This window comes from Actinoplanes subglobosus, assembly GCF_042650585.1.
Classification (GTDB): domain Bacteria; phylum Actinomycetota; class Actinomycetes; order Mycobacteriales; family Micromonosporaceae; genus Actinoplanes; species Actinoplanes subglobosus.
The window spans coordinates 15,280-29,103 of the sequence record NZ_JBHSBL010000017.1; the positions used below are offsets into that span (position 1 = coordinate 15,280).

The window sequence follows — 13,824 nt, forward strand, 5'->3', positions numbered from 1 at the left end:
TGATGGGTTATGCCACACGCAATTCGATGACCGTGACCTGCGGAGGCGCGCCCACCCGCACCGGTGGACCCCAGAAACCCGCGCCGTTGGTCACGTAAACCGGCACGCCGTCCACCTCCCCGAAGCCGGAGACTACCGGCTGCTGGAGTTTCACGAGCAGGTTGAACGGCGCCATCTGACCACCATGGGTGTGACCCGACACCTGAAGGTCCACCCCGAAGGGCGCCGCCTCCACCGCCGCCACCGGCTGATGGGCCATCAGCACCACCGGCCGGGCGGTGTCCCGGTCGCCCAGTGCACGGGCGAAATCCGGGGCGTCGCCCTGGTCCGCGCCGGACAGGTCGTTCACACCGGCGAGGTCCAGCCCGCCGATCGCCACCCGCTCGTTGCGCAACGGCCGGATACCCAGCCGGGACACCTCCTCGACCCACTCCTCCGCGCCCGAGTAGTACTCGTGGTTGCCGGTCACGAAGAACGCCCCGTGTCTCGACTCGATGCCGGCCAGCGGCGCGGCGAACCGGCCCAGCTCGGCCACACTGCCGTCGACCAGGTCGCCGACCACGCAGACCAGGTCTGCATTCGCCGAGTTGATCACCTGGACGATGCGCTGCGCGTGGTCGACCCCGGTCAGCGGGCCGATGTGAATATCCGAGACCACCGCGATCCGGGTACCGTCCATCGCTCGTGGGAGCTTGGCCATCCGCATCTGGAAACGGTCGATCTGTGGGGCGCTGGTGGCGGTCTTCACCCCGTAGCCGGTGATGCCGGCGGCGGTCAGGCCCGCGAAAATCGCGGTGCCACGGGCCAGCAGGAGCCGTCGGTCGATGCCCCGCTTCTCATCCTCGCCCGACCCGATCCCGACTGGCCCGTTCGCGTCCGGCCGGTTTCCAGCCGCTTCGTTGCCACCGGGCCCGTTTCCAGCCGGTCCGTTTTCGGTCAGCACGTTTTCGGTCGGTCCGATTCCGGCTGGGCGGTTGCTGGTTCGGCCGTCGTCGGCCGGCCTCTGCTTGGCTGGTCTGTCGCCGGATGTGGCCGGTGGCTCCTCGCCGATGACCGACGGCGTTGCGATTGCGGTTGCCGCACCTGTCGGCGCGCCGACGCTCGCCAGCTTCTCGTCGGCGATGCGGTCCGGCGCGGGTGCCACTTTCTCAGCGGTACCGACAGTGGTGCGCCGAGGGCCGGCCCACAGACGCATCAGCAGCAGTCGCGGAATCTCCAGCACCAGCAGCGTCACGAGCAGGTAGAACATCACGGCGATCCAGAGATAGCCGGGCCACGAGAGCCATTCGAAATACCCGGCGCGGACACCGATGAAGGTCAACGGCGTGAGGATGCCGAGCCCCACCGCCACGATCGTCCCGGCACGGCGGCCCCAACCCGGCCGCAGCGGGTCACGGACCAGCCGTTTCCACAGGTAGAAGTGGATCAAGCCGATCACGAGCAGAATCACCACGAAGAACAGCAACAAACCGAACCCTCCCCAGCCGTCCACTCACGTGGCAGCTCCCCCAACTTGCCCGACCAAGTGTCCCCGAACGCCCGATACTCCCGGCATCGGCGGCGCACCCGGTCCTCAGCGGTGTCTCAGCATCCATGTGCCTGTCACACAGGTCGGCACCGGAACACCGGATCTGCGACCCGGGCGGAGGACCTGGGACCCTGAGCGGATGGAACGGTTTCTGAGCCGACGCGAAGCCTCCGAAGCGGTCGGCGACCAGGGTTGGCGTTTCGTATTGGGGACTCTGCGCACCTCGGTAGCGGTCGGCTCCCTTGCCGAGGCCGCCGCGGCTGGGGCACGTGCCGTCGAGGCATGCGGCACCGACGCCGACGAGCACTTGCGCCTCGACCTCCGCCCCCATCACGTGAGCCTGACGTTGCGCCCCCGCGCGTTCGGTGGGGTGACCGCCCGCGATACCGAACTGGCCGTCGACATCACAACGGCTCTCCGGAAGGCCGGCCTGACGACGACTCCGGGCCCGCTCACCCCGGCCACCGACATCGGCCGGCCCACGCCCGTCCCGACCCTGCCGGACGGCACGCCCGTTCCGACCCTGCCGGACGGCACGCCCGTTCCGACCCTGCCGGGCGGCCTCAGCCCCGGGTCGGCTCCTCCGCGTGTTTCCGTGGATCAGCCGGCGGCGAGGTCGGTGCAGGAGTGGGAGGTCGCCATCGACGCGGTGGACATCGCTTCGATAAGACCGTTCTGGAAGGCGGTGCTCGGATACTCCGACGAGACGGGCAAACACGGGCCCGAGGACCGGCTCGTCGACCCGTTGCGTCAGGGGCCGGCCGTCTGGTTCCAGCGGATGACCGAGCCCCGTACACAGCGCAACCGCATCCACATCGACATCAGCGTCCCGCACGACGAGGCGCCCGGACGGATCGCCGCAGCGCTCTCCGCTGGTGGCCACGTGGTCTCCGACGAGCGTGCGCCGTCCTACTGTGTCCTGGCCGACCGCGAGGGCAACGAGGTCTGTGTGACCACCTGGCAGGGTCGCGACACCTGACCCGGCGGTGGCGGCACGGCTCACTCGTCGCGTCATCTCACTCGTCGCGTCATCGCCGGTCCGGACCTCGGGACGACTTCAGCTCCGCCGGCGCCTGGACCGACGGCACTCATGATGGCGCCTCGGCGGGCCAGTCGCCGGTCACGTGACGAGCGAGAAGTGCGGCGTGGGACAGCGGGCTCGATGTGTCGGCCGGGTCGCCGTTGGTGGTGTAGTCGAGCAGGACGAGCCCACCCCCGGCCAGATCATGGAGCCTGGCAACCAGATCGGCCAGCCGATGCTCCAGCACCCACCGATATGCCGGCAGGTAGATCTGCCGCCGGGCGGTCGGATAGTCCAGCAGCGCCTCACCGTGCAATCCGGCGCGGTGCCCGAGGACCGGCCCATAGCGGCGAACCGTGCGCTTCAACCCGGTCATCGAGGTCACCGCCAGTTTGGCCGGATCGACACCGGTCTGCTCGAAAACCTTGAGCGCCTGCCAGATGCCCTCGACCGACTCGGCGACGGCCCCTGGCGTCAACGGCACCGGAATCCCGCCGTGCGGAAAGAAGGGACTGAACCGGACCCATGGCTCAGGGCCTCGCGAGGTCACGTCGATGACGGTCGCACCGGGAAACGCCGCCCGGATCGACTCCGGTTTGCGCCGGCGACTCGCGACATGAACCAGCATCCCCATCCCCCTCAGGTCTCGCCGAACATGCTGCCCGAGGGGTACGACAAAAATGCTCTAGCTGGTCAGCCGCCGGCGAAGGGCGGCAGGACATCGACCGTGGCGCCGGCCGGCAAAGGGCTCGTGCGGTCGTGGCAGGTGAGGCCGTCGACCAGGAAGCTGGCCGCCTTCATCACCAGGGCGAGTCGCTCCCCATGACGATCAGCCAGCACCTGGGTCAACTCGTCGAGGCTCGCGGCAGCGACCGTCTCGCTGGACGCGCCGCCGGCGGCCGCTCGGGCTCCGGCGAAATAACGGACCGTGAGCAACGGGCTCAGCCTCCGATCGCGGACATGGGACGGGCGGGCTGGAGGAACGTCGGGTCGTCGATGCCGTGCCCAGCTCGCTTGCCCCACATGGCGGCACGCCATGCGTCGGCGATCTCCTCGTCGCCGGCGCCGCCGCGGACCAGTTTCCGTAGATCGCTCTCCTCGGTCGCGAAGAGGCAGTTGCGGACCTGGCCGTCGGCGGTGAGCCGGGTGCGGTCGCAGTCACCGCAGAACGGCCGGGTCACGCTCGCGATCACACCGACCCGGGCCGGCTCGCCGGCGGCATCGACATGTCCGGGGATCAGCCAGGTCTCGGCCGGCGCTGTTCCACGTGAAACATCGTCGGGCTGGAGACCGAACGGCTCGAGCGCGGCCAGGATCGCCTCGGCGGTGACCATCTCGTGTCGGTCCCACTGATGCTGGGGGTCGAGCGGCATCTGCTCGATGAACCGGAGTTGATAACCGTGATCGAGCGCGAACTGGAGCAACGCCGGCGCCTCGTCGTCGTTGACCCCGCGCATCAGGACCGTATTTATCTTCACCGGCGTGAGCCCGGCCTCGGCCGCCGCGCGCAGACCGGCCAGCACGTCGGAGTGCCGGTCACGCAACGTGAGCTGGTGGAACCGGGTCGGGTCGAGCGTGTCGAGCGAGACATTCACCCGGTGCAGGCCGGCCTCACGCAGGGGCACGGCTATCCGGTCCAGCCCGATCCCGTTGGTCGTGACCGACAGTCTGGGGCGTGGGTCGAGCCGTGCCGCGTCCTCGACGATGCCCACCAGGCCGCGCCGGATCAGCGGCTCGCCACCGGTGAACCGGACCTCGGTCACGCCGAGCCGCTCCACCGCGATCCGGACCAGCCGTTTCACCTCGTCGTCGGTGAGCTGCTGGGGCTGCGGCATCCACGCCAGGCCCTCGGCGGGCATGCAGTAGGTGCAGCGCAGATTGCACCGATCCGTGAGGGAGACACGGAGATCGGTGGCGATGCGACCGAAACGGTCGGCGAGCACGGTCACACGCGCCGCCTCAGCGGCTCGGCTGATCTCCGGGAGATGCGCACCAATCGAATCTAGCCGCTCGCAGGCCGCATCGCCCCTAGGCATATCGCCCTGTGGACAACGCGTCGGCTGCGGCCCGTACCCCCGATCGGTATCCGCTGCCGAAGGCCGCGGTGTGCACCAGCCAGAGATGCAACTGATGCAGCGGGATCCGCTCGCGCCAGCCGTCGGACAGGGGCCATTGCTCCCGATATGCGGCGACGATCGTGTCCAGGTGGGGTGCTCCGCCGAACAGAGCGAGCGTCGCCAGGTCGGTCTCACGATGGCCGCCGTGCGCCGCCGGGTCGACGAGCCAGGCACGGCCGTCGGCCGCCCACAGCAGATTTCCCGGCCACAGGTCACCGTGGATGCGTGCGGCGGGTTCGCTTCCACCGTACAAATGCATGGTTTTGATGATCTTCTCGACCGACGCGATGTCGGAGCCCTCGAGCGCTCCGCGATCGACGGACATCTTGAGGTACGGAATCAGGCGCCGTTCCGCGAACCACGACGTCCAGGAATCGCCGGTGGTGTTGTCCAGCGGTAGCGGACCGATGTATCCGGGCAGCTCAGCCCCGAAGGACCCGGCCCCGGACCGATGCAGCCGGGCCAGGTCGCGGCCGAATCGTTCGGCGGCTGAACGAGAGGGTTCGCCCGGTTCGACCCATTCCATCGCCAGGATCTCGGGAAGTGCGACCAGCACCTCCGGTACCGGAACGGTCCTCGCCTCACGCAGCCATCGCAGACCGGCCGCCTCAGCAGCGAACATGCCGGTCGGTGCGGGTCCGGAGGGCCAGGTCTTTGCGAAGATCGAAGCGCCGTCGTCGAGGGTCAGCCGGCTGGCGGTGCAGACGCCCGAGTGCACGGGAGTCTCGCGAATGCGTTGATGTGTGAGAAATGTCGGGAGGTGCTGGGGGTGCGTGCGCAGGTACGCCATGTCCACCCGGTTATCTTGCGCTTCCCGTGACGTACGTCTCCATTTCGAGGCAAGATGGCGACATGACCCCTGTCGTAGTGCGCTCGTACCGCCCGAGTGATCACTCCGCTGGCCGGCGTCTGTGGGCCGAGCTCTCCCGCCAGCACAACGAGATGTACGGCGAGCACAGGGACGACGGCGGCGCCGGTTTCGAGGAGTACCTGACCAGGCTGGACCTCTCCGGTCTGTGGGTGGCCGACCACGCCGACGACGGGGTCATCGGGATGGTCGGGCTGATCATGCGGGGCCGAGCCGGCGAGGTCGATCCGGTCGTCGTAACGATCACGCACCGGCACAAGGGCGTGGGCCGCAAGTTGCTCCAGCACGTCGCGGCCGAGGCCAAGCACCGCAACATGACAGCGCTGACCATCTCCCCCGAGTCGCGCAACATCGAGGCCATCCGCAGCCTGCACGCCGCCGGGTACGACGTGGTGTCGTCGATCGAGCTGACGATGGACCTGGAGCGCCACACCCACCCCTGGCACCACGGCCTGGAGCTGCACGAGTTGCCCTTCCGCTCCTGAAAGTCGCCTAGCAGCGCTTCTGCGGGCGCCCACTGTGGATGAACCGGCGTGTCGTCCACAGGAATAGGTCATGGCACGCGGCCGGACCCGCCGGAAGGCCACGCTGGCCGGCATGAGAGCCGAGACCAGCCTCGTCGTCCGCAACTCCGCCGATCTCATCGCTGCCCTGCCGTTCCTGATGGGCTACCACCCGCACGAGACCGTCGCCCTGGTCGGCATGCGCCGTGGCCTTCTCGACTTCTGCGGGAGCTTCGACCTCCCGCCGCCCGACCTCGGCGAGCCGGATCTACGGCTCGCCATCAGGGCGATGTCCGCCACGATGTTGCGGCAGGAGCCGGACCTCGTGGTGATCGTCGGCTACGGCCCGCGGGAGCGGATCACCCCGCTCGTCCTGCGGATCGCCGAGGCGCTGCAGGCCGTCGGGGTCCGGATCGACGACGTGCTGCGGGTCCACGAGGGTCGCTGGTGGTCGTATGTGTGTGACGACCAGGAGTGCTGCCCGGCCGAGGGCACACCCTGCCTCCCGCCGGACAGCGTGATCGCGGCCGAGGCCACCTTTCTCGGCCAGGTGGCCCTGCCCAGCCGCCGTGACCTGGTCGCCCAGGTGTCGCCGGTGGAGGGGCCGGCCCGGGTCGCGATGACCGCCGCCACCGAGCGGGCCCGTAGCCGTTTCGAAAGTCTTCTGGAGGGCGACGGCGCCACCAAACGGATCCGGCAGGCCGGCCGCCTCGCCGTCCGCGAGGCCGAGAAGCGTTACCGCTCCGGAGCGGTCCTCACCGACGCCGAGACGGCCTGGCTCGGGGTGCTGCTGGCCGACCTCGCGGTGGAGGACTACGCCGTCGACCGGACCGGCCCGCAGGAATGGCGGGCCGGCCTCTGGACCGATGTGCTGCGCCGGGTCGAGCCGGTCCACGTCCCGGCGCCCGCCTGCCTCCTCGGCTTCACCGCGTGGCAACTGGGCCGCGGCGCGCTGGCCCGGGTCGCGGTGGACCGGGCCTTGGACGTGGAGCCCGGTCACGAGCTTGCCGGCATGCTGCATCAACTGCTCGGGTTCGCCATCTCCCCCACGATGGTGCGGCGGTGGCGGCGGTGACCGGCGGCGCCTCAGGGGCGCTCGGTCTCCTGCCGGACGGTCTCCGCGCCGAGGTCCGCGGAGCGCAGCGTGGCGCCCGGCGTCGGGTTGTCCGCGATCTGGTGCAGGCCGGGCACCCGGTCCTCGATGACGAAGGTGGCCCGGGTGTGCGCCGCCGCGCCCGGCGTCGTGACGTAGGGCAGGACCACGAAATCGGCGGTCAGCGAGTCCCCGGTGATCCGCGTCCGGACATACCCGCGCTGGTTGTTGTAAAAGCGCAGGTGCGGGTTCCACGCCGCCCAGCTGTGGTTGCCGCTCGGCACGTCGGCCCCGTTGCCGCCCGAGGTGATCGACGAGCAGACCAGTTCGGTGCCGACGGTCCGGGAGGTCGGGTCGTTCCAGTCGAGCTTCAACTCGTCGGCCCAGTGCGCGTGCACGTCACCGGTGAGCACCACCGGGTTGCGGACTCCGGCGTCCACCCAGCCGCGGGTGATCCGGTCCCGCGAGCCCTGGTAACCGTCCCACGAGTCCATGCTGAGCACCTTCTGCGGTCCGGAGTTGTTGTCCCGCTGCCCGAAGAAGACCTGCTGGCCGAGGACGTCCCAGCGCGCGGTGGAGCGGCGGAAACCGTCGAGCAGCCACCGCTCCTGCTCGGTTCCGGTGATGCTGCGGGCCGGGTCGGACGCGGCGGGGCAGTCCTTGTACCCGTCGCCGCAGCCCTGGTCGTCCCGGTACTGCCGGGTGTCGAGCATGTGGAAGGTGGCCAGCCGTCCCCAGTGCAGGCGGCGGTAGAGCTGCATGTCGACGCCGGTCGGGACGGAGGTCCGGCGCAGCGGCATGTTCTCGTAGTACGCCTGGAACGCGGCGGCGCGGCGGGCCAGGAAGTTCGGGTCGGGTTGCTCGGGTACCTCGTCGGCCCAGTTGTTCTCGGTCTCGTGGTCGTCCCACACCACCGCCCACGGCGCGACCGCGTGTGCCGCCTGCAGGTCGAGGTCGGTCTTGTACTGGGCGTGCCGTTGACGGTAGTTCGCCAGGGTCACGGTTTCCGGGCCCTCGTGGTCACGCGGGTTGCCGCCGGGGATGTTGTAGGTGTCCGGCGCGTACTCGTACTGGTAGTCGCCGAGGTGCAGGATCAGGTCCGGGGCGTCCTCGGCCAGCCGGCGGTAGGCGGTGAAGTAACCGTGCTCGAACTGCGAGCAGGACACGAACGTCATCGCCAGTGCCGCCTCGCGGGCCCAGCGCGGCGGAGCGGTGCGGGTCCGGCCCACCGGCGAGATCCAGCGCTCGGCCCGGAAACGGTAGAAGAACTCGCGGCCCGGCGCGAGCCCGTCCAACTCGACGTGCACGCTGTGCGCGCGATCCGGCCGGGCGTGGACGACCCCTCGGCGGACCACCTTGCGGAACCGTTCGTCGGCGGCGAGTTCCCAGGTCACCGGCACGGTGCGGTACGGCATGCCGCCCAGACCGTCCTCGGCCAGCGGCGTCGGGGCGAGACGGGTCCACAGCACGAAACCGTCCGGGGCGGGGTCACCGGAGGCGACACCGAGGGTGAACGGGTCGGCCCGGAGCGGACCCCGGCTCGGCGTGACGGCGCCGGCCAGCGGGATGACGGTGGCGGCTCCGGCCGCCGAGGTCAGCAGGGTGCGGCGTGATATCGGCATACGTCGAAGCGTTGGCGACGCGGGTTAACGACAACTGGTCAGACGGTGACGCGATGAGCCGCGGAATAGATGTTCATCTTTGGTTCGCGGAGGAATCCGACAAGTGTCATGCCGGATTCCTCGGCCAGCTCCACTGCCAGAGTGCTCGGCGCGGACACCGCCGCCAGCATCGGCAACCCGGCCATCCAGGCCTTCTGCGTGAGCTCGAAACTGGCCCGCCCGGACACCAGCAGCACGTGCCCGGCCAGCGGCAGCCGGCCCTCCCGCAGTGCCCACCCGAGCACCTTGTCGACGGCGTTGTGCCGCCCCACGTCCTCCCGCAGCACCAGCAACTCGCCGGCCGCGGTGAACAGGCCGGCGGCGTGCAGGCCGCCCGTCCGGTCGAAGGTGCGCTGGGCCGACCGCAGCCGGGCCGGCAGGCCGGCAAGCGTCCGGGCCGGGATCTCCAGCGGATCCCCCGCGACGTCGAAACGCGACCTGGTCCGCACCGCGTCGATGCTGGCCTTGCCACACACCCCGCACGAGCTCGTGGTGTAGAAATTGCGGCTCGGATCGGTCACCGGCGGCGGCACGCCCGGGTCGAGGACCACATCCACCACGTTGTACGTGTTCGGCGTGTCCGTCCCGGCGCAGAGCTGGGCCGTCGTCACATCCGCGGCCTCGCCGATGACGCCCTCACTGAGCAGGAAGCCCATCGCGAGGTCGATGTCGTGGCCGGGTGTGCGCATGGTCACCGCGAGTGGCTTCTTCCGCACCCGGATCTCCAGCGGCTCCTCGGCGGCCAGGTGATCCTGACGACTCCGGCTCCCGGACGGCGCTGTGACATCGACGGTGACCACCGTGCGACGACCCGCGGACCTGCTCATAGCGGGAGCTTACGGGGTCCCTCGAAGGCGTCGAACCGAGCGCGTGGTCACACCCGACACCCGCTCGGGATACGGTACTCACGTGGGGGGATTCGCGGCGGTGGTCTTGGCCGGTGGTGCGGCACGGCGAATGGGCGGTGCCGACAAGCCGACCCTTACGGTGGCCGGCCAGTCCATGCTCACCCGGGTGCTGGCGGCGGTGCACGACGCCGACCCCCGGGTCGTGGTCGGGCGAATACCCGCCGACTTCCCCGTCCCGGTGCACGTCACCCGTGAGGAACCCGCTGGTGGAGGCCCTGTCGCGGCCGCCTCGGCAGGGCTGTCCCTGGTTCCCGCGCACGTCACCTTCACCGCTCTGCTCGCCGCTGATCTGCCGCTGTTGACCGGTGAGGCGATCGATGTCCTGCGGCTCACCCTGGAGTCGGCGCCGATGGAGGGCGCGGTCTACCGGGACACCGACGGGCACCTGCAGACGCTCTGTGGCGTGTGGCGGACCGCCGGGCTGCGGGCCGCTCTCGATCGGGTCGCCGAGGCGCGGGGCGGGCTGCACGGCGCTCCGGTCCGGGCGCTGCTGGAGCACGCCCGGGTGGCCGAGGTGTCCTGGCGACGGCCGGGGCCGCCGCCCTGGTTCGACTGCGACACCGATGACGATCTGCGGACCGCGGAGGAGTGGGCCCGATGAGCGAGATGGACGACTGGGTCGCCGAGGTCAGTGCCGAGTTGGGGCTGAGCGGGGCGGTCGTGCCGGTGAAGCAGGTGCTCGACGTGGCGCGGGATGTGGCACACAACGTTCTGCGGCCGGGGGCGCCGGTTTCGGCGTACCTCCTCGGGCTTGCCGTGGCCGGCGGCGCCGACCCCGCCGAGGCCGCCGCCAAGATCAGCACCCTGGCCCTCCGCCGAGCCGAAGCCTGACGCCGGACCCGAAGCCGAAGTCTGACGCCGGACCCGAAGCCGAAGTCTGACGCCGGACCCGAAGCCGAAGTTTGACGCCGGACCCGAAGCCAGGGCCTGACGCCGGGTCCGAAGTCAGTCCTGAAGCCAGGCCGAAGCCAGGCCGGAAACCGAGCCAGATCCGGGCGTCCACGGCCCGTCGTCGCTCGATAGGGTGACGGGAACGGAGGTGCGATCATGACGGCAGAAGGCGCCGCGGGCGAGACATACGAGGGCATGTTGCTCGACGAGCCGACCACGGCTGACCTACGGGCAAAGGTCACCCAGGCCTGGCGCGAGTTCGCCAGCGCGCTGGCCGGGCTGATGCCGACGCTGGCCCCCGGGTCGTATGTCGATATCACTCTCGATCCCACCGCCTCCGGCACCGGCACCGCCGTCTACTCGGTGAGCATCCGGGTCCTGGCCGACGGGGTCGTCGAGGCCCTCGCCGTCGGCAACGCCGCGCTTCCCCAGGAGTTCCGGATGGACCGGGCGGCCGTCGCCGACCTGGTCGCGCTCGGCTGGTCGCCGCCGGGTGTGCTGGCCGGCTCGGGTGACTCGTTCGGCATGCGCACCTCGCAGGACAAGGTGGGTTCGCTGGCCACCGCCGTCACGCGGACGCTGCGGGACGTCTACGGTGCGCCGCATCCGGCATTCCTGGTCTTTCTGGTGCACGACGAGGACGACGAGCCGATCGACACCAGCCCGCTGGGCACCGCCCGGCACGAGCCGAGCATCGAGCTCGCCCTCGACGCGCTCGACGACGAGGACGCCCTGGAGCGGGCGCTCGCCGGAGTCACCGAGGACGTGGTTCCGCTGGACGAGCGGGTGCGCACGGTCGTCGCCACCATGTCCAAGACCACGATCGACCAGCTCCAGGTGGACGCCGACGGTGACATCGGCATCCGGGCCGGCTCGGCGATGGTCTTCGTCCGGGTGCGCGACAACCCGCCGCTCGTCGACGTCTTCTCCCCGATCCTCACCGAGGTGGAGCCGACCGAGCAGCTCTACGTGAAGCTGTCCGAGCTGACCAACCGCATGCCGATCGGCCGTCTCTACTGCGCGCAGGACACGGTGTGGGCGTCGATCCCGGTGTTCGGCCGTAACTTCCAGCCGACCCACCTGATGCTGGCGGTGCAGGTGATGACCGGTCTCGCCGACGAGCTCGACGACCGGTTGCACGGCGAGTTCGGTGGCAAGCGGTTCTTCGGCGAGGGCGACAAGCCGGCCGCGCCCAAGGCCGAGGAGGACGAGGGCCACCGTCCCGGGATGTACCTGTAGGGAGACTCAGCCGGCGGGGGTGGCGGTCGCCGTCTCCACCAGCCGGGACAGCACCACCATGCTGCGGGTGGACGTGACGAACGGCTCTGCCCGCAGCCTCTCCAGCGCCTGTTCGAGGTGCCCGATGTCGGCGGCCCGCAGGTGCACGAGCGCGTCAGCCTGCCCGGAGACGGTGTATGCGCCGACGACTTCGGGGTGGCGGCGGGTGGCGACGGTGATCTGCGCCGGCGTGGTCCGCCCGGTGCAGAAGAGCTCCACGAACGCCTCGGTGGTCCAGCCGAGAGCGGACGGCTCGATGACGGCTGTGAATCCCTTGATGACCCCGCTGGAGCGGAGTCGATCGACACGTCTCTTCACCGCGGGCGCGGACAACGAGACCTTGGCGCCGATCTCGGCATACGAAGCACGGGCATCGGCGACGAGTAACGCAACGATTCGCTGGTCGACGGCGTCCATCTGCAACGATTCGCCTCCGAGGAGCAAGATTTAGAGCTGTTTGCTGCAACGCAGCCTACCTACTCTTTAACCTCATGAGCTACACGGAGCGCTTGCCGCGAAACAGGACATATCTGATGTGTCCCCCTGAGCATTTCACGGTCGAGTACGCCATCAACCCCTGGATGGACACCACTGTCACGGTCGACGCCGGCCTCGCGCTGAAGCAGTGGGAGCAGCTCCGCACCACCCTCACCGGCCTCGGGCACGTCGTGCATGTCCTCGACCCGGAGCCCGGCCTGCCGGACATGGTCTACTCGGCGAACGGCGCGTTCTCCGTGGACGGCACCGTCTACGGCGCCCGCTTCAAATATCCGCAGCGCACTGCCGAGGCGGTCGCGCACCAGGCGTTCTATCTGGCCGCCGAGAGCTGGAAGTTCGTTGCCCCGGAGCAGGTCAACGAGGGTGAGGGCGACTTCGCGTACCTTCCCGGCGCCTACGGCGGCATCGTCCTGGCCGGTTACGGTTTCCGCACCGACCCGGCCGCGCACGCCGAGGCGCAGGAGGTGCTCGGCCGCCCGGTGATCTCGCTGCGCCTGGTCGACCCGGCGTTCTACCACCTGGACACCGCGCTTGCCGCCCTCGACGACCGGCACGTCACCTACTACCCGGGGGCCTTCTCGCCGGCTTCCCAGCGGGTGCTGGCCCAGCTCTTCCCGGACGCGGTGCTCGCCGACCGGGAGGACGCCGAAGCCTTCGGCCTGAACCTGGTCAGTGACGGCCGGCACGTGATCCTCAACACCGAAGCGGTGGCCATGGGGCACAAGGTGCGAGAAGCCGGATATCTCCCGGTTCACGTGGACCTCTCCGAGCTCAAGCGCGGCGGCGGCAGCGTGAAGTGTGCCGTTGCCGAACTCCGGGCCTGAAGCCCACCGACCACACGAGCATCGCTCGGAGCCGTGCGCAAAGATGGATCGCATGACCGACGACACCCGCACCACTGAGCACAAGGAAGACGGCTCCGTCATCGTCGTGGGCCCCGACGGCCGCCCCATGGGCACGGTCGAAGCGGACGGCTCGCTCACGCCGGAGGAGCCGGGCAACCTCATCGAGCAGCCGGCGAAGGTCATGCGCATCGGCAGCATGATCAAGCAGCTGCTCGAGGAGGTGCGGGCCGCTCCGCTCGACGAGGCCAGCCGAGGCCGCCTGCGGGAGATCCACCAGCGTTCCATCGCCGAGCTCGAGGACGGTCTCGCCCCCGAGCTGCGCGAGGAGCTGGAGCGCCTTTCGCTGCCGTTCGAGGGGGAGACCCCGCCGAGCGAGGGGGAGCTGCGCATCGCTCAGGCCCAGCTCGTCGGCTGGCTGGAGGGCCTCTTCCACGGCATTCAGGCCGCCCTCGTCGCCCAGCAGATGGCCGCGCGCCTCCAGCTGGAGCAGATGCGCGGCGGCGTCCCGGGCCGCCCGGCCCTTCCGGTCGGCGGCGTCATCCCGGGCAAACAGGCGGGCCAGTCCGACATTCTCGGAAATACAGGTCAATACCTCTGATTTGGTACGGCCACA

16 protein-coding genes are annotated in these 13,824 nt (G+C 69.9%); 8 read left to right on the top strand and 8 right to left on the bottom strand.

Annotated elements, in window-relative coordinates; translation table 11 throughout:
• Positions 1-7: 7 nt before the first annotated feature.
• Entirely contained in the window at positions 8-1,492 is a 1,485-nt protein-coding gene (locus ACFO0C_RS17935; protein WP_378067796.1) for a metallophosphoesterase, read from the bottom strand.
• 175 nt (positions 1,493-1,667) lie between these two features.
• Here ACFO0C_RS17935 and ACFO0C_RS17940 point away from each other — a divergent pair, with 175 nt between their 5' ends.
• Complete coding sequence (locus tag ACFO0C_RS17940) at positions 1,668-2,507, top strand: VOC family protein (protein WP_378067797.1); 840 nt, start codon at positions 1,668-1,670, stop codon at positions 2,505-2,507.
• Between the two features lie 109 nt (positions 2,508-2,616).
• Here the strand turns inward: ACFO0C_RS17940 and ACFO0C_RS17945 are convergent, their stop codons facing one another.
• The 4 genes from ACFO0C_RS17945 to ACFO0C_RS17960 form a co-directional block, all read right to left on the bottom strand.
• Positions 2,617-3,177: a DUF6939 family protein gene (locus ACFO0C_RS17945; RefSeq protein ID WP_378067798.1), complete on the bottom strand. Its 561-nt coding sequence runs from the start codon at positions 3,175-3,177 to the stop codon at positions 2,617-2,619.
• A 65-nt stretch (positions 3,178-3,242) separates the two neighbouring features.
• Entirely contained in the window at positions 3,243-3,485 is a 243-nt protein-coding gene (locus ACFO0C_RS17950; RefSeq protein ID WP_378067799.1) for a MoaD/ThiS family protein, read from the bottom strand.
• Positions 3,486-3,490: 5 nt separating this feature from the next.
• On the bottom strand, positions 3,491-4,498 hold the full coding sequence (moaA, locus tag ACFO0C_RS17955) for a GTP 3',8-cyclase MoaA (RefSeq protein ID WP_378067800.1): 1,008 nt from the start codon (positions 4,496-4,498) through the stop codon (positions 3,491-3,493).
• A gap of 79 nt (positions 4,499-4,577) precedes the next feature.
• Positions 4,578-5,462: a fructosamine kinase family protein gene (locus ACFO0C_RS17960; RefSeq protein ID WP_378067801.1), complete on the bottom strand. Its 885-nt coding sequence runs from the start codon at positions 5,460-5,462 to the stop codon at positions 4,578-4,580.
• Positions 5,463-5,518: 56 nt separating this feature from the next.
• On the opposite strand from ACFO0C_RS17960, the gene ACFO0C_RS17965 reads away from it, so the two are divergent.
• Both ACFO0C_RS17965 and ACFO0C_RS17970 read left to right on the top strand, forming a co-directional pair.
• Positions 5,519-6,019, top strand: coding sequence for a GNAT family N-acetyltransferase (locus tag ACFO0C_RS17965; protein ID WP_378067802.1), 501 nt, complete (start codon positions 5,519-5,521; stop codon positions 6,017-6,019).
• A 112-nt stretch (positions 6,020-6,131) separates the two neighbouring features.
• Positions 6,132-7,112, top strand: coding sequence for a DUF4192 domain-containing protein (locus ACFO0C_RS17970; RefSeq protein WP_378067803.1), 981 nt, complete (start codon positions 6,132-6,134; stop codon positions 7,110-7,112).
• An 11-nt stretch (positions 7,113-7,123) separates the two neighbouring features.
• Here ACFO0C_RS17970 and ACFO0C_RS17975 read toward each other — a convergent pair whose 3' ends face one another.
• Both ACFO0C_RS17975 and fdhD read right to left on the bottom strand, forming a co-directional pair.
• A complete protein-coding gene (locus tag ACFO0C_RS17975; RefSeq protein WP_378067804.1) occupies positions 7,124-8,752 on the bottom strand; it encodes an alkaline phosphatase D family protein in 1,629 nt (542 codons plus the stop codon).
• Positions 8,753-8,790: 38 nt separating this feature from the next.
• Entirely contained in the window at positions 8,791-9,618 is an 828-nt protein-coding gene (gene fdhD, locus ACFO0C_RS17980) for a formate dehydrogenase accessory sulfurtransferase FdhD (RefSeq protein WP_378067805.1), read from the bottom strand.
• An 82-nt stretch (positions 9,619-9,700) separates the two neighbouring features.
• Here fdhD and mobA point away from each other — a divergent pair, with 82 nt between their 5' ends.
• From mobA to ACFO0C_RS17995, 3 genes are all read left to right on the top strand, one after another.
• Complete coding sequence (mobA, locus tag ACFO0C_RS17985; RefSeq protein ID WP_378067806.1) at positions 9,701-10,300, top strand: molybdenum cofactor guanylyltransferase; 600 nt, start codon at positions 9,701-9,703, stop codon at positions 10,298-10,300.
• The gene (locus tag ACFO0C_RS17990) at positions 10,297-10,530 is read left to right on the top strand and encodes a DUF6457 domain-containing protein (RefSeq protein WP_378067807.1); all 234 of its coding nucleotides are present in this window, start codon (positions 10,297-10,299) and stop codon (positions 10,528-10,530) included. Before mobA ends, ACFO0C_RS17990 begins: the two co-directional genes overlap by 4 nt.
• Before the next feature lie 216 nt (positions 10,531-10,746).
• Positions 10,747-11,829, top strand: a complete 1,083-nt coding sequence (locus ACFO0C_RS17995; RefSeq protein WP_378067808.1) for a T3SS (YopN, CesT) and YbjN peptide-binding chaperone 1 — start codon at positions 10,747-10,749, stop codon at positions 11,827-11,829.
• A 6-nt stretch (positions 11,830-11,835) separates the two neighbouring features.
• On the opposite strand, the gene ACFO0C_RS18000 is transcribed toward ACFO0C_RS17995, so the two are convergent.
• Positions 11,836-12,291, bottom strand: coding sequence for an Lrp/AsnC family transcriptional regulator (locus tag ACFO0C_RS18000; RefSeq protein WP_378067809.1), 456 nt, complete (start codon positions 12,289-12,291; stop codon positions 11,836-11,838).
• A 68-nt stretch (positions 12,292-12,359) separates the two neighbouring features.
• On the opposite strand from ACFO0C_RS18000, the gene ddaH reads away from it, so the two are divergent.
• Positions 12,360-13,190 (top strand): dimethylargininase, encoded by an 831-nt coding sequence (ddaH, locus tag ACFO0C_RS18005; RefSeq protein ID WP_378067810.1) that lies wholly within the window; start codon positions 12,360-12,362, stop codon positions 13,188-13,190.
• Positions 13,191-13,242: 52 nt separating this feature from the next.
• Positions 13,243-13,809, top strand: a complete 567-nt coding sequence (locus tag ACFO0C_RS18010; protein ID WP_378067811.1) for a bacterial proteasome activator family protein — start codon at positions 13,243-13,245, stop codon at positions 13,807-13,809.
• The last annotated feature ends 15 nt before the right edge of the window (positions 13,810-13,824 follow it).

What these genes read in the sequence shown, in the direction of transcription:
- ACFO0C_RS17975 (WP_378067804.1), bottom strand. Translation starts at nt 8,752, where the DNA reads ATGCCGATATCACGCCGCACCCTGCTGACCTCGGCGGCCGGAGCCGCC.
- ACFO0C_RS17945 (WP_378067798.1), bottom strand. Translation starts at nt 3,177, where the DNA reads ATGCTGGTTCATGTCGCGAGTCGCCGGCGCAAACCGGAGTCGATCCGG.
- fdhD (WP_378067805.1), bottom strand. Translation starts at nt 9,618, where the DNA reads ATGAGCAGGTCCGCGGGTCGTCGCACGGTGGTCACCGTCGATGTCACA.
- ACFO0C_RS17990 (WP_378067807.1), top strand. Translation starts at nt 10,297, where the DNA reads ATGAGCGAGATGGACGACTGGGTCGCCGAGGTCAGTGCCGAGTTGGGG.
- ACFO0C_RS18010 (WP_378067811.1), top strand. Translation starts at nt 13,243, where the DNA reads ATGACCGACGACACCCGCACCACTGAGCACAAGGAAGACGGCTCCGTC.
- ACFO0C_RS17970 (WP_378067803.1), top strand. Translation starts at nt 6,132, where the DNA reads ATGAGAGCCGAGACCAGCCTCGTCGTCCGCAACTCCGCCGATCTCATC.
- ACFO0C_RS17965 (WP_378067802.1), top strand. Translation starts at nt 5,519, where the DNA reads ATGACCCCTGTCGTAGTGCGCTCGTACCGCCCGAGTGATCACTCCGCT.
- ddaH (WP_378067810.1), top strand. Translation starts at nt 12,360, where the DNA reads ATGAGCTACACGGAGCGCTTGCCGCGAAACAGGACATATCTGATGTGT.
- ACFO0C_RS17940 (WP_378067797.1), top strand. Translation starts at nt 1,668, where the DNA reads ATGGAACGGTTTCTGAGCCGACGCGAAGCCTCCGAAGCGGTCGGCGAC.
- ACFO0C_RS17995 (WP_378067808.1), top strand. Translation starts at nt 10,747, where the DNA reads ATGACGGCAGAAGGCGCCGCGGGCGAGACATACGAGGGCATGTTGCTC.